The organism is Serratia fonticola (assembly GCF_001006005.1).
Taxonomy (GTDB): Bacteria; Pseudomonadota; Gammaproteobacteria; order Enterobacterales; family Enterobacteriaceae; genus Chania; species Chania fonticola.
Genome location: NZ_CP011254.1, coordinates 4,371,086 through 4,395,242 on the forward strand (window position 1 = coordinate 4,371,086; position 24,157 = coordinate 4,395,242).

The following is a 24,157-nucleotide window of genomic DNA, read 5'->3' on the forward strand; positions in this document are numbered from 1 at the left end:
TCAATATGATTAGTCGTTAAAATACCAGTAACCGCTGTTAATCAACGCCGTCAGCAGGGCCAGGAACGACGGATCGTTCACTGCGTCGCCCAGCAAGGCGGCATCAACGCTGGCGTGCTGGCACAGCGCATCGGCGGCTTGCAGATGTTCGGTGTCGATTAGCTCACCGTTGACAAAGCATTGGTCGCCAACGCGCAGCACGCGCAACCCACCCAAACGTTGTAATGGCTCACCCTGTTGCAGCAGCTCATAGATTTCACCGGCCTGATAAGGCGGCTCTGGCGGCGCGATGTCCAGCTCGTGGCGTGACTGCGAAATAAACTCGCCAAACCAGTTCTGGAAGTGCTCCGGCTGCTGCACCAGCTCCAGGATCATCCCACGCAGTGCATCGACCTCATGGGAGAGAACCATCGCCGGGTGATCGCGCAGCGCGATATCCGGATCGGTGTAACGTTTGCTGCCTAACTCCCGCGCTAGCACGTAGTCGGCATAGCCACTCACCATCTCGCGGCCATTCGGCGCGCGGAAACCGACGGAATAGTTGAGGGAATTTTCCAGCGAATAGCCTTCATGCGGGAATCCCGGTGGGATATACAGAATATCGCCAGGCTCCATCTCTTCGTCAATGATGGCATCAAACGGCTCTACCTGTAACAGGTCAGGGTGCGGGCAGTGCTGTTTCATCGGCACTTTTTCGCCCACGCGCCAACGGCGGCGGCCAGTGCCCTGGATGATGAACACGTCGTATTGATCGAGATGCGGGCCAACGCCGCCGCCCGGTACCGAGAACGAAATCATCAGATCGTCCATGCGCCAGTCCGGCAGCTTACGGAACGGTTGCATCAGGGCACTGGATGGCTGATGCCAGTGATCAACGGCCTGTACCAGCAATGACCAGTTGTTCTCGCCCAGATGGTCGAAACTTTCGAACGGGCCGTGGCCAACCTGCCAGCGACGTTCCTGATGGCTCACCAGGCGGCTGTCCACCTCGTTTTCCATAGCCAACCCGGCCAGCTCATCCGGGGAAATCGGATCGATAAAGTTGCTAAAACCACGCTTGATAATTACCGGGCGCTTTTGCCAATAGCGTTGCAAAAAGTCGTTCCAGTCGAGATCTAATTGGTAATCCATGTTCTATTCCAGGATAGAGTGAGCCTGCAGGGATTATAACGGAAGTTAGGCCCCGTGGATCGGGGCCTGAGCGAGAGAATTTAATCGTGATGGTGGGAGTCGTGCTGGCGGGAGAAGGTGACCTCCATCCGTGCACCACCCAGCGGGCTGTCGCTGATGGTAATTTGCCCGTCATATTGCTCGATGATCTCGGCGGCGACCGACAGGCCAATCCCCTGACCGGGGCGCAGAGTATCGACGCGTTGGCCGCGTTGGAAGATCAACTCACGCTTGCTTTCCGGGATGCCGGGGCCGTCGTCATCAATGACGATCGTCAGGTATTTGTCCGAGTGCAGCGAGGTGATCTCCACAAACTCCAGGCAATATTTACAGGCGTTCTCCAGCACGTTGCCCATCACCTCCATAAAGTCGTTTTTCTCGCCCATAAAGGTGACTTCTGGTGAGATATCGAGGGTGATGACTACCCCTTTACGCTGATAGACCTTGTTCAGCGCCACGCTCAGGCTGTCGAGCAGGGCAGAAACCGAATGGATCTCGCGGGTCAGCACGGTTTGACCAGAGTTGATGCTGGCCCGATGCAGGTAATAACCAATCTGCTGCGAAATACGGCTAATCTGCTCGAGCATGATCGGCTCGACCTCTTCGATGGTGGTCTGCTTGCTGGAACGCAGCGAGCGCAGGGTGGTCTGCAATACCGCCAGCGGGGTTTTCAGGCTGTGGGTGAGGTCGGACAGCGTAGTGCGGTATTTGGTGTAGCGCTGACGCTCGTTGCGCACCAGGATATTCAGGTTCCGTACCAGGCCACGTAGTTCACTGGGGGGATTTTCATCCAGTTGCTCGCGCTCGCCGTTTTCCAATTCACCGACCTGTGTTATCAGCGCCTTGATAGGCCGCAAACTCCAATACGCAGCTAGCCACAGCAGAGGCACAACCAGTAGCAGATTGGCCAGTAGTACGTAGCTGAACCATTCCCATACCACGTCCGAGCGTTGCAGCTCCTGCGGAATGCTGTCGACCACCACAATGCTCAAGGCGGGCAGGCGTGGGGTGGCGGCATAGGTATTGACGGCCACCGAGTGGGTTAACGCCTCATGGTCGGTATCGTCATAGTCTTTCAGCTGATCCTGGGCCTTGGGGTTATCGCCCAGCACTTCGCTACTGACCCGGGTGTCGGTGTCTATCTCATAGAAACCGGACTCTTGCAGCCACTCTTTCTGGATCCGTTTTTCCAGTTCCGGCACCGAGCGTTGGCTCCACAACAGGTTGCCTTTATCGTCGTAGATAAACACCAGCGTTGGGGAATTGAGATCGAGATCGGGCGGGATGGCAATGGTCAGCTTCTGGTCTTTCCACTGCGCCAGGCTGAAGAACAGGTTGCTCTCACCGCGCAGCAGACGGAAAGCGGTTTTATCAAAGCTGACGATATAGCCGACGACCGCAACCAGCCCGTAGGACAGCGACAGCGCCAGGATCACCCCGGCGGTGGCCATCAGAAAGCGGGCGCGCAGTGAGAAGGGCTTTTTATCTCTGTTGAACATTATGCTCACTTGGCATCGAAACGGTAGCCCTGACCACGTACGGTGGTGATCACTTCCTGTGGGTATTCGGCCTGTAGCTTTTTACGCAGGCGGCCCATTAATACGTCGATGGTGTGGCTTTCGCGCAGTTCGGCATCCGGGTAGAGTTGCAACATCAATGAATCTTTGCTGACCACTTTACCCGCGTTACGGATCAGCGTTTCGATAATGGTGTACTCAAAGGCCGTCAGTTTGATTTGCTGTTCGTTGACGCTCAGCTCACGGCGCGAGAGGTCGATCTGGAACGGCGGCAGTACGATCACCTGTGAGGCCAGGCCGCTATTGCGGCGCATCAAAGCCTGCATGCGGGCAATCACTTCTTCCAGGTGGAAGGGCTTGGTGACGTAATCATCGGCACCGGCTTCCAGCACCGCCACCTTATCCTGCCAGCTTTCGCGGGCGGTCAGCACCAGGATCGGCAACTTCATCTGGTTGGCACGCCAACGGCGGATCAGGCTCAGGCCGTCTTCACCCGGCAACCCGAGATCGACAATGGCGATATCAGGCGCATGTTCCTGCAGAAAATAGTCAGCTTCTTTGGCATCTTCTGCGGCATCAACCTGATGCCCCATTTCGCGCATTTGCACACTAAGATGGTGGCGCAATAGGCCATTGTCTTCAACAACCAGTACTCGCATGGTACAGACTCCTGTTGTTTAGGCGGGTGCAATACCAGGCACCCACACTGAAAAGGTTACACGCTGTTGGCCACGTTGTGGTAACGCGCATTAGCTGACCATTCCCTGATCGTTTGATTCTGTCATCCATTGATTATCGGCAATGGCTGATAAACGCAGGATAAACAGCGCAGTGCCAAAGGTAAACAAAACTTAAACAAAGCTGACTGCCTGAAGTGTGAGCGGGATCGCGGCAAAGGACCAAAGGTATCATTAAGGTATCATATAGGTATCGTAATGATGCTAATACCAGGAACCCTACACCGCTTTCCCGAGCCGATGCCGGGAAGGTAGCCAGCAAGGATACATAATAATGAAACGTCCTCATCTGAAGCTGTCTGTAATGATGTTTATCGAGTGGTTTATCTGGGGAGCGTGGTTTGTTCCCCTGTGGCAATACCTCAACAAACTGGGCTTTACGCCGGGCGAAATTGCCTGGTCGTACAGCAGTACGGCGATTGCGGCAATCCTCTCGCCGGTGCTGGTTGGCGTCATTGCCGATCACTACTTCGCCGCGCAAAAAGTCTTGGGCTGGTTGCATCTGGCTGGTGGGGGGCTGATGTTTATCATCGCCTGGCAAACCACCTTTGCCACCTTCTTCCCGCTGCTGGTGATTTATGCCATTACCTATATGCCGACCGTGGCGCTGACCAACAGCATCGCTTTTGCCAACATTACCGATACCGAAAAAGAGTTCCCGCGCATCCGCGTACTGGGCACCTTGGGTTGGATTGCCTCCGGTCTGGTGGTGGGCTTTATGCTGCCGCCGCTGCTGGGGTTAGGCAATATTTCCGATAGCAACCTGCCGTTAATCATTACCGGAGTGGCCTCGATCGCGCTCGGTTTGTACAGCTTTGTGCTGCCCAATACGCCAGCCAAAGGCTCTGGCCCGGTGGATATCAAGGCGTTGCTGGGCCTGAATGCGCTTGGCCTGCTGAAGGATCGCTCATTTGCCACCTTCGCCCTGTGCTCGTTCCTGTTCTGTATGCCGTTGGCGTTTTACTACCAGTTTGCCAATGGCTATCTGACGCAGGTTGGGCTGCCGAATGCCACCGGCTGGATGACGCTGGGGCAGGTCTCGGAAATCTTCGCCATGCTGGCGCTGCCGTTGCTGCTCAAGCGGTACGGTATCAAGAAGGTGCTGTTGCTGGGCTTTGTGACCGCAGCAATCCGCTATGTATTCTTTATTTACGGCGGCACTGCGGACGTCTGGGCCTACAGCATGCTGTTCCTGGGCATTTTGCTGCACGGTGTCAGCTACGATTTCTATTTCGTGACCGGTTATATCTACGTCGACAAAAAAGCGCCACCGCATATGCGTACCGCGGCTCAGGGCCTGATCACCCTGATTTGCCAGGGGTTGGGCAGCTTTATCGGTAACTGGCTCGGGGGGCGTGCGATGACCACTTTCGCTCTCGAACAGCCGCGAGACGGTATGACGTTTGACTGGTTCGCCGTGTGGGGCGTGGGTGCGGTGATGGTGGTGGGCGTCATGCTGCTGTTCTTGCTGTTCTTCCGTGAACGCAGCGACAGCATCACCCCGATTGACGTGGCACGGTCTTAATTCATTGCGCCGGGCGTGTTGCCCGGCAAGGTAAAAATTCAGGAGAAACAGATGAAGCAGTTAACCCAGGAACAACGCGTGGTGGGCGCACTTTATGGCCAAATGCTGGGCGACGCACTCGGCATGCCTTCCGAGCTGTGGCCGCGTGAGCGGGTTAAGCGCCACTTTGGCTGGATCGACCGTTTCCTTGACGGCCCGGCGGAGAACAACGCCGCCTGCTATTTCACGGCAGCGCAGTATACCGATGATACCTCGATGGCTCTGGCGCTCGCCGACGCGTTGATCGAGGCCGATGGTCAAGTGGTGCCGGAGCTGATTGCCCGCAACGTGATCCGCTGGGTTGATAGTTTTGACGCCTTCAACAAAAACATCCTTGGCCCAAGTTCCAAACTGGCGCTGGGGGAGCAGAAGAAGGGCACGCCGATTAGTGATTTGGAAAACAACGGCGTGACCAACGGCGCGGCGATGCGGGTTTCCCCGTTGGGGTGCGTATTACCTTCTGCGCCGTTGGAGCAGTTTTGCCAGCAGGTTTGGCTGGCCTCCAGCCCGACGCATAAATCCGATATCGCGGTTGCCGGTGCGGTGGTGATTGCCTGGGCAGTTGCCAAGGCGGTCGAAGGGGCTAGTTGGGCAGAGATCCGCCTGGCCTTGCCAGGGGTGGCAGATTACGCTCAGCGCCGCCAGAGCACCACCTTCAGTGCTTCTTTAGCGGCGCGCATCGAACTGGCCTTCCAGGTAGTCGAACAGGCAGGCGGTACCGAGCAGGCCTCAGAACGGGTCTACCAGTTGGTTGGCGCAGGGGTCAGCACCATAGAATCCGTACCGGCCGCGTTGGCGATGGTTGAACTGGCGCAAACCGATCCTACCCGCTGTGCGATCCTGTGCGCCAACCTGGGCGGTGATACCGACACCATTGGCGCGATGGCCACGGCGATCTGCGGTGCCCTGAACGGTATCGACGCGTTCGACGCGGCCATGTTGGCAGAACTGAAGCGGGTGAATCCGCTGGATATCAACCACTACGCGCAGGCCTTTCTCCGTTTCCGCCAGCGCTGGCAGGAGGCTGAATGAGTAACGAAAGACGCGAGTTATTGCAGACGCTGACCCAGGGCGGCTGGCATCAGCAGTGCCCGGTGACGGTGATTGGCGCAGCGGTAATGGATATGGTGGTGAGCGCCGATGCGTTGCCGGTGCGCGGTGGCGATGTGTCGGCCCAGATGCAGGGGCTGCATTTAGGGGGCTGCGCGCTGAATATCGCTGTGGCTCTGCGCCAGTTGGGCATTACCAGTCGTAACCTGCTGCCGGTGGGCGAAGGCGTTTGGGCAGAGCGTTTGCGTAGCGAGATGGCACAGCGCGGCGTGAGTTCCGATCTGCAAGTGAGTGGTGAGGATAACGGCTGGTGTCTGGCGTTGGTCGAACCGGATGGTGAACGCACCTTTATCTCTATCGATGGCATAGAGAACCAGTGGCAGCCGGAGTGGTTGGCAGACGTGACGCCACAAAGCGGGCTGGTTTACCTCTCCGGTTATCAACTGGGTGCCCGGCAGGGCCACGTGCTGGTGGATTGGCTGTTACGTCTACCCGAACAGGTTCGGGTGGTGCTGGACATTGGCCCGCGCATCGACGTGATGACGGAGAGCCTGCTGCAACGCCTAATCCGCCCTGGCGTGATCCTGACGCTAAACCAGCGTGAAGCTCAGCACCTTGGCATGCAGGAAGATATTGCCGGTTTTTGCCAGCAGTTATGGTCAACCACTGAGCAACTGGTGATTGTGCGCTGTGGCGGGGAAGGTGGATATTACTTTGCCGGGCCGGAGGATCAAGGCTGGATCGCCGCTCGCCAGGTCAAAGTGGTAGACAGCATAGGTGCTGGCGATAGCCACAGCGCCGGTTTGCTCGCCGGATTGGCACTGGGCCTGACCGCTCGCCAAAGCATGATGCTAGCCAATAGCATCGCCGGTTACGTGGTATCGCAGGCCGGTGGAGATTGTGCGCCAACCCTGGCTCAGCTCCTAGCCAGCGAGGAACTCAATCCTCGCTGATAAACTCGTACATGTCGCTGCGGCAGAAGCTTTCGCTGTATTCGATGGGTTTTTTCCGGCTGTCGAACAGCGTTTGCTTGATGATCAGCAGCGGCATCGGTTCTTTCAGCTGTAGCGCTTTCAGAGTTTCGTCATCGCTCATGGCGGCGCTAACCTGGCTACGTAGCGATCCCAACTCCACGTTGTTCAAACGGAAGTAGTCATACAGGGAAACGCCGATGTCCTCAACGTTGGCTATGGCTTCTGCCACCACGTAAGACACCGCTACCGACATGGGGCGCTGATCGATAAAGTGAATGCGTTTGAGTTTGTACACCGGCGTATGCTCGGCCAGCGACAGCTTCTCGGCCAGCGCGCTATCCGCCGGGATCTGTTCACGACTGAGCCACATGGTGTCCGGCTTACGGCCTTGCAGCATCACTTCGCGTGAAAAGCCTTTCACATCCGCCAGCGAATAAGCCAGTTTAGGTTGAGCCACGGTATTTTGAATGAAGGTGCCATAACCCCGCGAGCGACCGATAATGCCGTCCTGCTCCAGGCAGGCCAAGGCTTTGCGTACCGTAATGCGCGAGATCCCCAGCCGCTCGGTGAAATGGCGCTCACTGGGCAGAAAATCCCCCTGGCTCAATATGCCAAGCTCAATGGCCTGTCGTACCGATTCGTTAAAGCGCAGGTAGAGCGGCATAGCGCCAGCGCTGGTCAGATCTTGTTGCAGTTTGTCCAGCAGGCGCTGGTTGGGATCCGTGCTCATAGACAACCGAAATCCTGTAGCCTCAATGCGATAGCTTATTTAAGGTGATTTCGCCGGGCGGTGCAACCGTGTGGAGCAAGATCTGTGGAGATCAAACTCGCTACGTAGGAGCGCTGCATGCTGCGACTGTTTGGATAATCAATGGTGAGCCGGTGCCCACTGTTTCCCCTCACCCCAACCCTCTCCCCAAAAAGGAGAGGGGGCCGGTACGGCGCTATAGTCAGGTATGAGAGACAATCTGTAACACCAACGATCAAGTCAAAACGTAGGGGCGCTGCATGCTGCGCCCGTTGTGGTGTTTACTGCTGGGAAGGTTTGGCGGCGCTGTTCTCCCGTATTTCTTTGACCTGATCGGCGGTGACCGGAGCGGCGTTATTCCCCCAACTGGTGCGCACAAAAGTGGCAATCTGGGCCACCTGCTGGTCGCTCAGACGCCAGCCAAAGTCCGGCATGGTGAGTCCGGTAGGGGCTTCTATAGTCATCGGCGTACGTGAACCATTCAAAATGATGCTGATCACCGAAGCAGGGTCTTCCGCCAGCAACGCCGGATTATGGGCCAACTGTGGGAAGGTGTTGCGATAGCCCTGGCCATCGCTGCGGTGGCAGGCGGCGCAGTTGTCCAGATAAGCCTGCCCGCCAGGGTTGCCTTGGCCGGTGTTGTAGAGTGCCAGCGGCTGGTTGGTCGTTGGCGTTTTTTGCTCATCCCCCGCAGGTAGCGATTTCAGATAGGCGGCGATCGCCTGCAAATCCTCATCGCTCAGGTGCTGAGTGCTGTCTTGTACCACGTCTACCATGGAGCCAAAGGCGGCAAATCTGTCGCTGTGGCCGGTTTTCAGGAAACGGCTCAGATCTGCCGCGTTCCAACTACCCAGCCCGCTGAGCGCATCGCCACGCAGGCTGGCGGCGTGCCAACCTTCCAGCGTCCCACCGCTCAGATAGGTGTCATCCGTCTGGTTCAACGCTTTCTCTTGGAAGCCAATGCCGCGCGGCGTATGGCAACTGCCGCAGTGGCCCAATCCCTGAACCAGATAGGCTCCACGGTTCCATTGTGCGCTTTGGTTAGCATCTGGCTGATAGGCGCCATCCTCGCGGAATATGCCGTCCCACATTGCCAACGGCCAGCGCATATTCAGCGGCCATGGGATATCGCTAGCCTTGTTCTGCTGCACCACCGGCGTTACCCGTTGGGTGAAGTAGAGATACAGATCGCGTATATCCTCATCATTGATTTTGGCGAAAGAGGGATAGGGCATGGCCGGGTAGAGCCGAGTGCCATCGCGCCTAATGCCTTTACGCAGGGCGTCGGCAAACTCTTGTAGATCGTAGGCACCGATGCCGGTGGTTTTGTCTGGAGTGATGTTGGTGGAATAGATCGCGCCAACCGGGGTGGTCATCTTCAGCCCACCGGCGAACGCCATGCCACCTGGCGCGGTATGGCAGGCGGCACAGTCACCGGCGCGGGCCAGATATTCGCCATGAGCGATTTGCCCGACCTGGTGGGTATCCTCGGCGGCCTGAGCGCTGGCGCTTAATACCAGCAAGGCCAGCAGCGAGAGGGTTAATCCTTTCATCGTCTTCTCCTTGCGTATCAGGCCTGAACCAACGGGCCGGGGTTGTTCAGATACTGATTACGGATCGCTTCCGCTGAATAATAGGCCAGCGCACCGACGATCCCGGTGGGGTTATAAGCCAGGTTCTGCGGGAAGGCGCAGGCACCGGTAACAAACACGTTGGGTACGTCCCAGCATTGCAGGTACTTGTTCACCACGCTGGTTTTTGGGTTGTCGCCGGTGATTGCCCCGCCGGTAGTGTGGGTGGATTGATACGGGCGCACGTCATAGTGCGAACCGCTGTCCATCACCGAAATCGCCATCTGCTTCGGCTCCATGGCTTTGGCGATGTTCGCCATCTTGCTGGTAATGTGCTGGGTCATCTTGATCTCGTTAGCCTTCCAGTCGAAGGTCATGCGCAGCAGCGGTAGCCCATAGGCGTCCCGATAGGTGGGATCGAGATCGAGATAGCAGTCGCGATAGGGCATCACCGAGCCTTCAGAGCCAATGCTCATCGAGTGCTGATAATTCTCTTTGATACCTTGTTTCCAGCCACTGCCCCAGGTGGGTGTCCCCGGCGGTAACGACATCTGCTGGATCGGCCGGCCACCGGTGCGGGTGGCGGAAATATAGGCGCCGCCGATAAAGCCCAGCGCGCCGTGATCGAAGTTTTCCGAGTTGAGATCGTCGATCACCGTGCCCGCAGCTCCGGCTCCGATAAACGGGTTGAAGTGGGTGTCCTTATCGTAAAACAGCGAAATGCCGCTATTCATCTGATAGGCGTAGTTCTTGCCAACGACCCCTTCGCCGGTGACGGGGTCATAAGGTTTACCGATGCCGGAGAGTAGTAGCAGACGCACGTTATGCAGTTGGAAGGCGCTGAGGATCACCAGGTCCGCCGGTTGTTCAATCTGTTGGCCTTGGGCGTCGACATAGGTGACACCGGTCGCCTTTTTGCCGCTGCTGTCCAGATTGACCTTGATGACCTGCGACTGGGTGCGCAATTCAAAGTTTTTCCGCTTCATCAGCACCGGCAGAATGGTGGTTTGCGGTGAGGCCTTGGAGTACATAAAGCAGCCGAAGCGCTCACAGTAACCGCAGTAGTTACAAGGGCCGAGTTGCACGCCGTAGGGATTGGTATAAGGCTCCGAGCAGTTGGCCGCTGGAATGCTGAACGGGTGATAGCCGAGCGACTCGGCCGCCTTGCCAAACAGCGAACCAGAATAGAGCTGCTTGAGGGGCGCAGTGGGATATTCGCTGGTGCGTGGCCCTTCGAACGGGTTGCCGCCTTTGACGATATTGCCTTGCAGGTTACCGGCCTTGCCAGAGGTACCACAGACCTTCTCGAACTTATCGAAGTAAGGCTCCAGCTCGGTGTAACTGAGAGGGTAATCCTGCAACAACATGCCTTCTGGCACCCATTTGTCGCCATACTTTTCCGTCACCGTGGTACGCATTTTCAGATCGGCGGGCAGGGCGCGCCAGTGCATGCCGTTCCAGTGGACGCCAGCACCGCCAACGCCGTTGCCGGGCAAAAAGGATCCAAGCTGACGATAAGGCACGGCGAAATCCGCTGGCGTATGGCGCACGGTGACGGTTTCGTGCGCCATCTCCTGCTCCAGTTTCAGGCGGATGCCATAGGTCAATTCGTCGGCAATCCGTGGATAGGCAAAATCAGGGTAGGTATCGCGTTGCTCACCGCGCTCCAGTGCCAATACGCTCAGTCCGGCTTCGGTCAGTTCCATGCCCATAATGGCACCGGTCCAGCCAAATCCGACAATCACCACGTCTACCGGTGGCTTTTTTATCGTGCTCATTTATGCATTCCTTTTGCTGGAGATACTGACCGGACCAAGGGGGTAAGCCTGATTAGGATGATCGACCCAGTCGGTGTAATCCGCCCGCGCACCAGGGAAGCCGATCAGTTTCCATGAGGCCATCGACTGATTACCGCCGTGCTGCGGATCGGCCAGATAACCCTCTTTGGTGTTTTGCAGCAGTTGGTTGAAAAAGGCTTTGCCGGGCAGGGTCTCGGAGTCCAGTTCACCTTTTTCCAACGCCGTTAGGAGCTGCTCTTGCTGGGCATGATCCAGATCCGCAAAGGCTTTCTGGTACTGCTGCTGGCAGTGCGCATTGAGGCCGCGAATGCCAATGCGGTAGGTATCACGCGGCGTCAGTTTGGACTGATAGCCTAATTCAGGGGCCGAAGGGACAAACGGCGGGTGCATATACCACAGGCCACCGTGGCCATAAGGCGTTTCCATTTGCTTATCGATAAAGATCGGCACGCCTTCTTCGACGGCCCCGGGGCCATTGCTATCGCTGGGGATCAGACGATCGCAGGCCGCCAACAGGAAGCGCCATTCATCGTTATTGAAATAAGCGGGAACATAGTGAGAGGAGACACCCGCCGCCGAGGCTGGTAGGGGCGTCATCGTCAGAACGCCGGTACCTCCAGCGGCTGCCAGCGGTATTAGTGCTAGCGTTTTCTTTAGAAAGTTCCGCCGAGGCGGTACTGGAGAGTGCTGTCGAGACATAATTCCACCTTGAATTACCCGTCGTCTTTCAAGCTGCAGCGTTGTTAACTGCACTATCACACCCCAGTCACTTACTAAGTGTAAGCTCTTGGGGATGAGATAGTTTGTCGCCTAGCTGCAGCTTGAAATCCATAGGGTACCTGCTTCACAGAAATGCCCGCGTGGCCGCTGTCTTGGGCCGTAAAAACGGGCAGAGGGAGTTGCTATTCCATGACCAATAATGATTAGCAAGCTACTGGTATGGTGATTCAAGTTTACGTCTTGGCAGTTAAAACAAACAATAAAGCATCTGTTTCAAAACATTTTCTTCACATTGTTTTTGATTTAGATCATTTCATTAACAATTTGCCTTGACTAAAGCCCCTAACGGGCGGTTGATGATTGGTCTAGTCGCTGGGGTTAATTGGTCTGTATGCTGCGATCTGGCATCGGTATATGCTGTTGCGGAGAACCTACTTTTGCTGCAACCAGACGGAATACTTTTATGGCGATAAATCAATATGGTCAGCCGGTGGGCGAACCCTTGGTGCAATGGCATGCCTTGCCACGGCCGCAGGAGGTGACGCTGACGGGCAAATTTTGCCGCCTCGCGATGTTGGACGCCGAGCGGGACTTTGCCGCGCTGTTTGCGGCTTACCAGCTCGCGCCAGATGGCCGAGACTGGACATACCTGATGAGGGAGCGGCCGGATAGCCCGCAGGAACTGCGTGCGCATCTGGAAAACCTGCAGGCCAACCCGGCGTTGGTGAATCTGGTGGTGTTCGATTTAGCCACCGATCTGCCCGTCGGTACGGTGGCCTTTATGCGGATTGAAGAGGCTAGCGGCGTGTTGGAAATTGGCCACGTCTGCTGGTCGCCACTGATGAAGCAGCGCTCCTGCGCCACCGAGGCGATTTACCTGATGCTGCGCCACACCTTTGATGAGTTGGGTTACCGCCGCTGCGAATGGAAATGCGATAGCCTGAATGCGCCTTCCAGGCAGGCAGCGCAACGCTTTGGTTTCCAATATGAAGGGCGTTTTATGCAGGCATTGGTTACCAAGGGCCGCAACCGGGATACCGACTGGTTCGCCATGATCGACCAATACTGGCCGCAGATGCGTAGTGCGTTCGAAGGTTGGCTGGCTGACGAGAACTTTGGCTCTGATGGCCAGCAGATACAGCGTTTGCAGGCGTTTATGCCGCCAAACAGCTAACCGACTCATTTCTTCGTAGGGGCGCTGCATGCTGCGCCCGCTTTGTCGAGTGCCACGTCCGTTGATATATCGGGGCGAACATGTTCGCCCCCTACATATTCAGCAACGGTGTCTCGTTAATTACTGCTCGGTCAGCGCCGCTTTATTTCTTACCTGTTTAGCCTCGAAGCGTGAAATCCACCACCAGGCCAGCGCCGAGAACACGGCGGTCATACAGACGTTGATAAAGAAGGCCTTCATCAGATCGACACCCGGCGGGAATGCCGACGCTGTCATGCTGACCACAAAGATGGTGATCAGCACCGAAACCACACCCATCCCGAATTTACGCGACCCCATGCGGAACTCGCGCGGCGTATCGTCATGCTTCCAGCGGAACACGAAGTAGGCCACCATGATAAAGATTGGTGGCAGCATCGCCGTCCCCGCCGTCAGGTTAATCGCGGTGTTCATCATCTGCTGTACCGATTCGGAACCAAAGCCGTTAACCACCAACATCACGAACACGAAGGCAAATTGCCACCATGCAGCACGTACCGGAACGCCATGCCTGTTCAGCTCGGTGGTTTTCTGGCCGTAAACGCCTTTCGGGATCTCGGAGAAGTGGATCTTCACCGGCGCGGAGGTCCACATCATCATCGAACCAAAAATGGCGATGAATAGCACGATACCCACCAGGCGGCCCACCAGCGTTTCGGAAATGCCGAAGTACTTGGCCATCCCGGTGAAGATTTCCACCATGCCGCCCGCATAGGTCAGGTTTTCACGCGCGACAAACACGTTAACCAACAGGGAACCGACGGCATACATCCCACCGATCACCGCACCGGCAATGATAATCACCTTGATAAACGACTTCTGGCCCCCTTTGACGTCATTGAGGTAGGCCGCCGCCGTTTCCGCACCGCCAGCCGCCTGGAAAATCCAACACATGATACCTAACGTTGCCCAGTTCACCGTCGGCGTCATCGCCTCCAGCGTGATAGGCTGCGCCGGGACGTGATCGCCGCTCAGCGCCATTAGTGCGCCCAACACGTAAATTGCAAACAGGGCGAATACCCCATAGGCGACGACTTCGGCAATCTTGCCCAACCAACTGGCACCCTTGGTGGAAATATGGGTGGTGGCGGCAAACAGTACGATCGAGATGATCGATACCATCACCGGGGAAAAGGCGTATTCGCGGCCCATAATGGCGTACGATGCATAGGCAATCACGTTAGGCAGCAATGATACAAACCAGAACAGGTTGACGAACCAATACAGGAACGACCCCATATAGGCTGCTCGGGTGCCCAGAGGCTGTTTTAGCCAGTCGTACATTCCCGACTCGGAGTTCTTATTGGCGGACACAAACTCCGCGATAATAAACACAAAGGGAATGAAGTAGACCAGGGTCGCAAACAAAAATACCGGGGCTGAACTCAAGCCCAGCTCAATGTTGTTGTTGACGATATTGCGTACGTTGAACACCGCCGCAAAGGTCATCGACAACAGGGCAAACTTGCCAATCGTGCCACGTAAAGAATCGGACATAGCGTCCTCCGATGAACGACATCAATGATGAACTCAATCTGGATGGTGCGGGAATGATTTCCCGCCCGGTTCGCTTCATAATCAGCAGGATCACTTGTTCAACATGTAGCCATCCTCAATGGTGACCCGCAGCACCACTTTTCTTACCCGGTTGTCGCCGTGGAAGCGGTAGGCTTCCTGGTTGTCAAAAATCGCCAGTTGCCCGGCACGTAATTCACAGGTTTGCCCGGTGCCTTCCAGGTATTCGCTGTCGGTTTCATCGCGGTAGGCCTCAACGGGGGAGAGGGCGGATTTCTGCGCGAACTCCACCGTTTCACCGCCCTCGAGGTAGTAATGGATGGTGAAATAGCGACGGTTGCCTACAAAGGTCGCGTGATTGCGGTTGACGCCGTCTTCAATCATATAGACCAGCGTGTCACCGATGGAGTGCATCACGCCGTCTTTGATATTGGCAATGTTCTCAATGGCTTCCACACAACGGTTCCATTTGCGGCCGTCCCGGTAAACCACTTTGAATTGTTCCAGGTTGTCTAATACGTGCATGGATCAGGCCTCGTTGGTGGTTGGAGTGAAGAAGTCATTGGCAAAGTCATGGTTGGTCAGCGCTTGGGCGCTGACGTCACCGGCTTGCAGCGGTATCAGGGTCAGGCCATAGCGGAATGGCGCCATGTAAACCCGGTAGGAGTCGAGGACTTCGCTGCCCCAGGAGTTGGAACCCAGGCCCATCACCTGGTGGTCAAGGTTGAGGGTGATATAACCGCTCGGTTGCAGCTCATTGGTGTGCTGCGCCTGATGCAGGTTCTGGCTGGTGTACTCCCAGGCGCTGAAGTTGATCGGTTGCTGCGGTTTGACCAGCAGGCCGGTACCGTGGCGATTGGTGAGCGCGGCCCAGCGCACATGCTGGCGGTTACCGTTATTTTGTGGGAACGGATAGTGCTCGAACATCTCGGCCACCGTGGTCTGGTAGATATCGATCAGGTTGGCCTGCTGGCTGTCCTGATAGTTTTCTTCCGGGCCGCGGCCATAGTAGTTCACCCGATCAAAGCCGCCGTTGATGCCCATATCCAGCCCGATGGCCGGGATCACGTACGGGTAATCGCCATAACGCTCACCGCTGAGCTCCACGTTGAGCTGGCCTTCGGCATTGATCTGGTAGCGGTAGCAACAGCGCATGCCGAAGTCGAAGACCGGCGGGGCGATGATGCTGGTGACGGTGATCTCAACGCGGCCATCGGCCTGAACGACGTCCAATGTACGGAAGTGCTCCTGCATGATTTGCAGATGAGCGGGTTCCCACAGGCCCTGATACTCCTGTTTATGGTTATCGATCATCGGTTTGAAGAAGCTTAGCGCCGGAGCAGAGGCGATAATCTCTTCCCCGTTGCTCATCCAGGAGGTCAGCTTGCCGTTCACCTTGGAGAAGGTCAGCCTAAAGTCCTGGCCGCAGATGCAGTAGGCCAGACGGCTTTCTGCTACCCGTAGTGGCAGGGCGTTGAGGTTGGTATAGACTTCTGCCTGCGCAGTATTCTCTTTGAGTTGGAACTGGTACACCGCGATTTCGTGATTAGCCGGGCTGTACAGCGTGCTGGAGTTCTTGCGTACGGTGAAGTTCACAAAGGCTTCGCGCTCATCCAGTTCAGGCAGCTCGAGGTGGATTTCCCGTGAGGAGTTGGCCGCCAGATCTTTCAACCGCAGAGGCAGCGATGCCAGCGTTTCCCCTTCTGCGCGGATCTCGGCGGTGAGGGTGTAATCATCCAGATTGGTAAACCACAGCTTGTTCTCAACCAGGAAGGTGCCAAGGCGTGACTCAAGCGCGCGGATCTTCACCGGCGCGATAACCTGCTTGTACTCCTTCAGGCCCGGCCCTGGGGTTTGATCCGGGAAGATCAGCCCGTCCATGCAGAAGTTGTAGTTGTTCGGATAGTCGCCGAAGTCGCCGCCGTATTTGTAAAATGCCTGGCCTTGCTCGTCGTGCGCCAGGATGCCGTGATCGCACCACTCCCAAACGTAGTGGCCCTGAATATGATCGTGCTGGTAAAACACGTTCTGGTATTCCGTCAGGCCGCCGGGGCCATTCCCCATGGCGTGCGCGTATTCACAGATGATGCGTGGTTTGGCGTGCGGATGTTCACCAAACTCATTCATCAACGGCGCGCGGGTATACATGGTGGAGATGATATCCACCACCTCGGCGTCGCGGTCTTCTTCGTAGTGCACCAGTCGTGTATCGTCGATGGCCTTGGTAGCGTGGTACATCGCGTGGATGTTGCAGCCGTAGCCGGACTCATTGCCCAGCGACCACATCACGATTGACGGATGATTCTTCTGCGCGTGAACGTGGCGCACGATGCGATCGACGAATACCGTTTCCCAGGCCGGATCGTTGGTGATGCGGCTCAGATCGCCCACGTTGGCAAAACCATGGGTTTCGACGTCGGTTTCGGCCATCACGAACAGCCCGTAAATGTCGCAGAGCTCATAAAAGCGCGGGTCGTTAGGGTAATGGGCGGTACGTACCGAGTTGATATTGTGCTGCTTCATCAGGATCAGATCTTTTTCGACGCGATCCATGCCTACCGCACGGCCTTTCAGATGGTCGTTATCATGGCGGTTGACGCCGTGCAGCATCACATACTGGTTGTTGATATAGAACAGGCCATCACGCACCTTGATATCGCGGAACCCGACGCGTTGAGGGATCACCTCCAATACGGTGCCGCTTGGGTCTTTAAGCGTGATAAACAGCTGATAGAGATAAGGGTTTTCCGCTGACCACTGGATGGGATTTGCCAGATTGATAGCAAAATGGGTCTGGGTTTGTGCGCCTTGGTACTGCTGCGCCAGGAGATTATCGTTATCAAACAGGGCATACTCGACCACGTAGTCTGCTAGCGGAGCCCCAGACAGATTCTCGATCTCCAGTGCGCAGGACAGGGTCGCGCTTTGGTAGTCAGCAGCAAAATCGGTGCGAACGGTCAGATCCTGCACGTGAACCGGCTCTTTGCCCACCAGATAGACATCACGGAAGATGCCTGCCGTCCACCACATATCCTGATCTTCAATATAGGTCGAGTCCGCCCACTGCATGACGCGCACGGCCAGCAGGTTTTCCCCAGAGTGTACGTAACCGGAGATATCAAATTCGGCGGTCAGGCGGCTGCCCTTGCTGAAACCCACATACTGGCCGTTAACGTACACTTCAAAATAGGTCTCAACCCCATCAAATTTGATGATGGTCTGTTTCCCGCTCCACTGTTCACCTAGTGTGAAACTGCGCTGGTAAGCACCGGTTGGGTTGTCTGTCGGCACGAAAGGCACATCGATCGGGAAGGGGAAGCCCTCATCGGTATATTGCAGGATGCCGTGACCTTCCATTTGCCACATGTTGGGCACCGTGATCTGGCCCCAGTCAGTCATCCTTTGTGAATAAAAGTCGTCGGGCACCAGCAGCGGGTTGGTGAAGTAGTTAAAGCTCCATTGGCCGCTGAGCGCCATAAAGTGGCTGCTGAGGGCGCGCTGAAAGGTTTGGGCACGCTTGAGTGAGTCATATGAGAAGAAGTAGGCGCGGGGGGCCATTCGGTTCTCATGCAGGTGTTGAAAGTTTTCCCAATTATTCACGTCATCTCTCCTGGTCTGAATGCTGTAGGCCGCAGTCTTGGCATGGAATGCGTCAATGCTTGGAGTGATTTTAGTAAAACATTTACTAAAATGTAGCCGATAATTTGTTTTGCTTTAACTCGATCACGCTTTATGTTCATTGTGCTGGTGGATCTGTGATCGGGTTAAAGAAATGGCTGATTGGCGTGGTAGGCGGAGAGAAGTGGCAAAATTGGCAGATTTTGAGGTAAAAAACCCGTAATTATTAGTATTTTTTACTAATAACTAAGCGGTTGGATACGGGATAGGCGTTTTAACGGGCGCAGCATGCGGCGCCCCCTACATGGCGAGAATTGAGTCGTCAGTTACTTGGTGGTTTCACGCAGCTTTAACTTGCTGGGCACGTAGACCTGTAGTGGCAGGGCACGACCATCACGGAATTTCTCCAGCAGCAGGTTGACCCCTTGGATCCCCATCATTTCCGAGTGGATACGCACGGTAGAAAGCGGTGGGAAGGTGAAACGCGCGGTCGGGATATCGTTCACGCTGATCAGGGCGATGTCCTGTGGGATTTTCAACCCCAACTCATGAATGCTGCGCAGTACCCCAATGGCAATGGAGTCTGAGGCGACAAACAGCGCGGCAGGATAATCCGCGGTTGCCAGCATTTTTTTCGCCAGCTCATAGCCGGAGGCGCTAGAGAAATCGCCACGGTAGATATCTTGATCGCGGACCACGCCTTTCAGCCGCCCATATTCCACAAAGGCCGCTTCGCGGATATCCGCTTTATTCGGCTCATCGGCACCGCCGATAAAACCGATGCGTTTGGCCCCGTGTTCAATAAAGAAGTCGATGATCTCTTTGCTGATTTTTGTCAGATCGATATCCACTGAGTCGTACTCGGTACCGGGCTCATTAAAATCAATAAAGCAGATGTTGTCGGTTAGCGCCGCTGCCTTACGCAGGATCTCAGGTGCAGGCTTGCTGACGATCAGCACGCCGGTGATCTTTTTCAAATCCGGCAGTTGGTTGTTTTTGTAGCAGTTGGTGAGTTCAATCCCCAACCTCTCGCACTGGGTTTCGATGCCGTGGCGAATGGAAAGATAATAAGGATCGTTGATTTCCATCTCTTGCTTATAGCTGTATAGCGCCAGCACGTGGTGCTGTACCACCGTGTTAGTCAGATGCTTTTTGGCACTGCTGGTCTTGTATTCCAGCTTTTCGGCAATTTCCAGAATGCGATGCTTGGTCTCTTCTTTGACGTTGAGCGTGGGATCGTCATTCAAAACCCGGGAGACCGTCGCCAATGAAACTCCTGCTTCGGCCGCGATGTCTTTCAGCGTTGCCATATCTATCCTTATCTCACAGCCTGAACGGCAAACTTCGTTATCTGGCATTGTAAGTGATGTCGGCGAACTTTCATCAGTTTTTAGTAAAAAATAAGGGTTGCGAGATTAACGGGTTCACTCTTTATGGGCCCGAAGGCCTGAAATCAATACCTTCAGGCCGTACTGTCAATAATGCCTGGTTGGATAGCGTTTTAAGCTGCTATGATTGATACTCATTAGCTTGATTTCTTTGAATTAATCGACGCGAGAAACCGTATGAAGCCTAAATCTGTCACGCTGAATGACGTCGCCGACTATTCCGGAGTGTCGTATCAAACCGTGTCACGGGTATTAAATCGTGCTGAACACGTTTCGGATAAAACCCGCGCGAAGGTCGAGCAGGCCATGGCTGCGTTGAATTACGTACCAAACCGTGTCGCACAGCAACTTGCAGGCAAACAGAGTTTTACGCTGGGGCTGGCGACCACCGAACTAGCGCTGCACGCACCTTCTCAAATCGCTTCGGCAATTAAAACGCAGGCAAACCAGATGGGATTTAACGTGGTGATTTCCATGGTGGAAGATCTTAGCGTTCAGGCCTGTCGCACTGCGATAAATGAGCTGTTGTCGCAAAGGGTAGATGGATTGCTGATTAACGTTTCGCTCTGCGCTGAAGATTCTCACGCTATTGAACAAGTTTGTGGCGAGGTGCCTGCGCTGTTTTTGGACGTCGACCCTGATTCTGATGTCTCCAGCATTCTTTTTGATCCCTATCAGGGGGCTCGACAAGGGGTAGAACATGTCGTTGCTCTTGGGCATCGTGATATAGCACTGATTACCGGGCCGCTGGTCTCGATTTCGGCACGCTTGCGCTATCAGGGGTGGCTGACTACGTTAGCAGAGCGTCAGTTGAAGCCTTGTTCGGTGCTCCATGGAGATTGGAGTGCGGCCTCCGGTTACCAGCTTGCCGGGCAGATCCTGAGCTTGCCAAAACACCCAACGGCGATCTTGGTTGCTAACGATCAAATGGCGTTAGGCGTGCTGCGTGCATTGCAGGAGTACGGGTTGCAAATTCCGGTGCAAATGTCGGTAGTGGGGTACGATGATACAGAAGACAGTGCTTATTATTACCCACCGCTGACAACCATTAAGCAGGACTTTCGGATGTTGGGGCAGGAAAGCGTTAAACGCCTGGTTCAGTGTCTGGAAGATCGACATGTGTCTCATGCCGGTTCTTTGCGTTTGAAGACCAGTCTGGTGCAAAGGCATACAACGGCGGTTATGAATCCAGAAAAGGTATCGCTGCACACTTTATCCCAGGAGTTGCTGCGTATCGCACGTCAAATCTCCGCGCTCGAGGGAAAATAGCCGCCAAAGTCAGGGATCGGTTGCGATCCCTGAGCTTAATTTGTGACTGATCTCGCTTTCCCAAGGATATTTGCTTTACACCTCTACGCGCATTGTTCATTTTATTGTTAATTGTGAGCGTATAACATTTAGAGGGAAAGCATGAACTCATCTCAAACAGGGAAATCACTCAGCGCTGTTTTATCTCGTCGAGACTGGGAAAATCCTGCCTGTACGCAATACCGTCGCCTGCCCGCGCATCCGCCATTTCAAAGTTGGCGCAATGAGCAAGATGCAAGAGAAGATAGGGTTTCAGCTCAGTCTGCTTCATTAAATGGCACCTGGAAGTTTAGCTATTTTAGTCAGCCAGAACGGGTGCCGGAGACCTGGTTACAGAACGACCTGGACAACGCTGATGAAATACAGGTGCCGTCAAACTGGCAGTTGGCTGGCTACGATGCACCGATTTACACCAACGTTACCTATCCGATCCCGGTTAATCCGCCTTTCGTCCCGGTAGAAAACCCCACGGGATGTTATTCGCTCACATTTAATCTTGATGATGGGTGGTTAGCACAGGGACAGACCCGGATTATTTTCGACGGTGTCAATTCTGCGTTTTATCTGTGGTGCAATGGTCACTGGGTTGGCTATTCGCAAGACAGCCGTTTACCTGCTGAATTCGATCTCAGCGACGTTTTGGTTCCAGGGGAAAACCGGCTGGCGGTGATGGTATTACGCTGGTGCGACGGCAGTTATCTGGAAGATCAGGATATGTGGCGCATGAGTGGGATTTTCCGCGATGTCAGCCTATTGCATAAACCCGCCACTCACCTGAGCGATATCTCTATCACCACGCCATTAAGTGACAGTTTCCGCCGAGGGGAATTGGTGGTAGAGGTGCAAGCTCATCAGCCACAACAACACCGGGTGCAGGTGCAACTGTGGCGTAAAGATGCCCTGATCGCCGAGAAAACGCAGGACTTCGGCAGCGAGATTATCGATGAGCGCGGCGCTTATGATGAGCGTACGACCCTGCGCCTGCCGGTGGATCAACCCGCCTTGTGGAGTGCTGAGACGCCGACACTGTATCGCGCAGTGGTCAAGTTGCTCTCCCCAACGGGTGAATTGGTGGAGGCTGAAGCCTATGATGTCGGTTTCCGCCAGGTTGAAATCAGCAACGGCTTACTGAAGCTTAACGGACAGCCGCTATTGATACGTGGCACCAACCGCCATGAGCACCATCCTGAGCAGGGTCAGGTCATGGATGAAGCCACCATGCGTCAGGATATCCTGCTGATGAAGCAGCATAATTTCAACGCGGTGCGCTGTTCCCATTATCCGAACCACCCGCTGTGGTACAAGCTGTGCGATCGTTACGGCCTGTACGTAGTGGATGAGGCTAATATTGAAACCCACGGCATGCAGCCGATGAACCGACTGTCGAACGATCCGCTCTGGCTGCCTGCTATGAGCGAGCGTGTTACGCGCATGGTACAACGCGATCGCAACCATGCCTGCATCATCATCTGGTCTCTGGGCAACGAGTCCGGCCACGGCAGCAACCATGATGCGCTGTATCGCTGGGTGAAAAGCCAGGATCCTACTCGTCCAGTGCAGTATGAAGGCGGCGGTGCCAATTCGGCGGCAACGGATATTGTGTGCCCCATGTATGCCCGCGTCGACCAGGATCAGCCTTTCCCGGTAGTACCCAAATGGTCGATCAAGAAGTGGATCGGCATGCCCGATGAAAACCGCCCACTGATCCTGTGTGAGTATGCTCATGCGATGGGCAACAGCTTTGGTGGTTTTGATCGTTACTGGCAGGCTTTTCGTAAACATCCGCGACTGCAGGGGGGCTTTGTCTGGGACTGGGTCGACCAAGGTTTGACGCGTCTTGATGATGATGGTCAATCTTACTGGGCTTACGGCGGCGACTTCGGTGATACGCCCAATGACCGCCAATTTTGTTTGAACGGGTTGGTATTCCCCGATCGCAGCCCGCACCCGGCACTGTTTGAAGCGCAGCGTGCCCAGCAGTTTTATCAGTTCCAAATGCTCGAACAGCAGCCGTTAACGATTGAAGTGAGCAGTGAGTATTTATTCCGTACCAGCGATAACGAGCGGCTTTATTGGAATGTAGCCTTGGACGGGAAAGCTATTGCACAGGGCGAGGTTGAACTGTCATTAGCGGCGCAGGGTACACAGAAAATCGTATTGGGTGATATTCCCGAACTGAAAGAGAGCGGTGAACTGTGGTTGAACGTGGAGGTTCGCCAAATCAAGGCAACGGCATGGTCTGATGAGCATCATCGTTGTGCCTGGGACCAGTGGCGTTTAGCACGACCATTAACCTTACCAACCGATCACAGTGACGTTCAGGCGCAGTCACCTCGGTTGAACGAGCATAATGACGCTTTCAGCATTGAGTGGGGTACACAGCGCTGGCAGTTCAATCGGCAAACCGGTTTGCTTGAGCAGTGGTGGCAGGATGAAAAAGCCGCTCTGTTGACGCCGTTACGCGACAACTTTACCCGCGCACCGCTTGATAATGACATTGGTGTGAGCGATGCCGCTCACATCGATCCTAATGCATGGGTAGAACGTTGGAAGAGAGCTGGAATGTACGCGCTAGAAACGCGCTTACTGCACTGTGAAGCCGATGCGATTTCACAAGGCGTGCAGATCCGCACAGCCCATACTTATGCCTACCAAAACAGCATCATGTTTATCAGCCGCAAGACCTATTTGATCGACTGCCAGGGTAAATTGCATATTGATGTCAACGTTGACGTAGCCCATGGAATTCCAGCGCCGGCGCGGATTGGCTTGAGCTGCCAACTTGCGGAGGTTGCTGAACACGCAACGTGGCTGGGGTTAGGCCCACACGAAAACTACCCTGACCGCCAGCTTTCCGCTCAGCTTGGGCGGTGGACGTTACCGCTTTCTGAGCTACATACGCCATACATTTTCCCAACGGAGAATGGACTGCGTTGCAATACTCGCCAACTGAATTTTGGTCACTGGCAGTGGCAGGGGGATTTCCACTTTGGCCTCAGCCAATATAGCCAGCAACAATTGGCTGATACCTCACATAACCATTTGTTGCGCGCGGAGCAGGGGGCTTGGGTCAATATAGATGGTTTCCATATGGGGGTCGGTGGTGATGACTCATGGAGCCCGAGTGTGAGCCCGGATTTTATCTTGGATGCTGAGCACTACAACTATAAGTTGGTTTGGCAGTACGGCGGATAAGACTTATTCATCATGGGATGGATTCTTGGTTGCACTTGTTTACTCCAGTCACATGGTTATCTATGTGACT

At 55.1% G+C, this 24,157-nt stretch carries 17 protein-coding genes; 6 read left to right on the forward strand and 11 right to left on the reverse strand.

The window, feature by feature from the left end; genetic code table 11:
- Nucleotides 1-9: 9 nt before the first annotated feature.
- The 3 genes from WN53_RS19380 to phoP form a co-directional block, all read right to left on the reverse strand.
- Nucleotides 10-1,131, reverse strand: coding sequence for a ribosomal protein uL16 3-hydroxylase (locus tag WN53_RS19380; protein ID WP_024485245.1), 1,122 nt, complete (start codon nucleotides 1,129-1,131; stop codon nucleotides 10-12).
- 80 nt (nucleotides 1,132-1,211) lie between these two features.
- Nucleotides 1,212-2,669 (reverse strand): two-component system sensor histidine kinase PhoQ, encoded by a 1,458-nt coding sequence (gene phoQ, locus WN53_RS19385; RefSeq protein WP_024485246.1) that lies wholly within the window; start codon nucleotides 2,667-2,669, stop codon nucleotides 1,212-1,214.
- A gap of 5 nt (nucleotides 2,670-2,674) precedes the next feature.
- The gene (phoP, locus tag WN53_RS19390) at nucleotides 2,675-3,346 is read right to left on the reverse strand and encodes a two-component system response regulator PhoP (protein WP_021804688.1); all 672 of its coding nucleotides are present in this window, start codon (nucleotides 3,344-3,346) and stop codon (nucleotides 2,675-2,677) included.
- A gap of 352 nt (nucleotides 3,347-3,698) precedes the next feature.
- Here phoP and WN53_RS19395 point away from each other — a divergent pair, with 352 nt between their 5' ends.
- From WN53_RS19395 to WN53_RS19405, 3 genes are read left to right on the forward strand one after another with little or no spacing between them, the layout of a single operon-like run.
- On the forward strand, nucleotides 3,699-4,949 hold the full coding sequence (locus tag WN53_RS19395) for a nucleoside permease (protein WP_024485247.1): 1,251 nt from the start codon (nucleotides 3,699-3,701) through the stop codon (nucleotides 4,947-4,949).
- Between the two features lie 51 nt (nucleotides 4,950-5,000).
- Nucleotides 5,001-6,020: an ADP-ribosylglycohydrolase family protein gene (locus WN53_RS19400; RefSeq protein ID WP_024485248.1), complete on the forward strand. Its 1,020-nt coding sequence runs from the start codon at nucleotides 5,001-5,003 to the stop codon at nucleotides 6,018-6,020.
- On the forward strand, nucleotides 6,017-6,991 hold the full coding sequence (locus tag WN53_RS19405) for a PfkB family carbohydrate kinase (RefSeq protein ID WP_024485249.1): 975 nt from the start codon (nucleotides 6,017-6,019) through the stop codon (nucleotides 6,989-6,991). Before WN53_RS19400 ends, WN53_RS19405 begins: the two co-directional genes overlap by 4 nt.
- Here the strand turns inward: WN53_RS19405 and WN53_RS19410 are convergent.
- The 4 genes from WN53_RS19410 to WN53_RS19425 form a co-directional block, all read right to left on the reverse strand.
- Nucleotides 6,978-7,742 carry a GntR family transcriptional regulator gene (locus WN53_RS19410; protein ID WP_024485250.1) on the reverse strand — a complete coding sequence of 255 codons (765 nt, stop codon included), beginning with the start codon at nucleotides 7,740-7,742 and terminating at the stop codon, nucleotides 6,978-6,980. The genes WN53_RS19405 and WN53_RS19410 overlap by 14 nt on opposite strands.
- 299 nt (nucleotides 7,743-8,041) lie before the next feature.
- Nucleotides 8,042-9,313: a c-type cytochrome gene (locus tag WN53_RS19415; protein WP_046808179.1), complete on the reverse strand. Its 1,272-nt coding sequence runs from the start codon at nucleotides 9,311-9,313 to the stop codon at nucleotides 8,042-8,044.
- A 17-nt stretch (nucleotides 9,314-9,330) separates the two neighbouring features.
- Entirely contained in the window at nucleotides 9,331-11,109 is a 1,779-nt protein-coding gene (locus WN53_RS19420) for a GMC family oxidoreductase (protein WP_024485251.1), read from the reverse strand.
- Nucleotides 11,110-11,829, reverse strand: a complete 720-nt coding sequence (locus WN53_RS19425; protein WP_024485252.1) for a gluconate 2-dehydrogenase subunit 3 family protein — start codon at nucleotides 11,827-11,829, stop codon at nucleotides 11,110-11,112.
- Between the two features lie 484 nt (nucleotides 11,830-12,313).
- Between WN53_RS19425 and WN53_RS19430 the strand changes: the two genes are divergently transcribed.
- Nucleotides 12,314-13,024 (forward strand): GNAT family N-acetyltransferase, encoded by a 711-nt coding sequence (locus WN53_RS19430; RefSeq protein WP_024485253.1) that lies wholly within the window; start codon nucleotides 12,314-12,316, stop codon nucleotides 13,022-13,024.
- Nucleotides 13,025-13,144: 120 nt separating this feature from the next.
- Here WN53_RS19430 and WN53_RS19435 read toward each other — a convergent pair whose 3' ends face one another.
- The 4 genes from WN53_RS19435 to ebgR all read right to left on the reverse strand — a co-directional run bounded on the left by WN53_RS19435 (nucleotide 13,145) and on the right by ebgR (nucleotide 19,506).
- Entirely contained in the window at nucleotides 13,145-14,560 is a 1,416-nt protein-coding gene (locus WN53_RS19435) for an amino acid permease (protein WP_024485254.1), read from the reverse strand.
- 90 nt (nucleotides 14,561-14,650) lie between these two features.
- Nucleotides 14,651-15,103, reverse strand: a complete 453-nt coding sequence (locus tag WN53_RS19440; protein ID WP_024485255.1) for a beta-galactosidase subunit beta — start codon at nucleotides 15,101-15,103, stop codon at nucleotides 14,651-14,653.
- A gap of 3 nt (nucleotides 15,104-15,106) precedes the next feature.
- Complete coding sequence (gene ebgA / locus WN53_RS19445; protein ID WP_024485256.1) at nucleotides 15,107-18,178, reverse strand: beta-galactosidase subunit alpha; 3,072 nt, start codon at nucleotides 18,176-18,178, stop codon at nucleotides 15,107-15,109.
- A gap of 344 nt (nucleotides 18,179-18,522) precedes the next feature.
- Nucleotides 18,523-19,506 (reverse strand): transcriptional regulator EbgR, encoded by a 984-nt coding sequence (gene ebgR, locus WN53_RS19450; protein WP_024485257.1) that lies wholly within the window; start codon nucleotides 19,504-19,506, stop codon nucleotides 18,523-18,525.
- Between the two features lie 255 nt (nucleotides 19,507-19,761).
- On the opposite strand from ebgR, the gene WN53_RS19455 reads away from it, so the two are divergent.
- Both WN53_RS19455 and WN53_RS19460 read left to right on the forward strand, forming a co-directional pair.
- On the forward strand, nucleotides 19,762-20,853 hold the full coding sequence (locus WN53_RS19455; RefSeq protein ID WP_024485258.1) for a LacI family DNA-binding transcriptional regulator: 1,092 nt from the start codon (nucleotides 19,762-19,764) through the stop codon (nucleotides 20,851-20,853).
- Nucleotides 20,854-20,994: 141 nt separating this feature from the next.
- Nucleotides 20,995-24,087: a beta-galactosidase gene (locus tag WN53_RS19460; RefSeq protein WP_046808180.1), complete on the forward strand. Its 3,093-nt coding sequence runs from the start codon at nucleotides 20,995-20,997 to the stop codon at nucleotides 24,085-24,087.
- The last annotated feature ends 70 nt before the right edge of the window (nucleotides 24,088-24,157 follow it).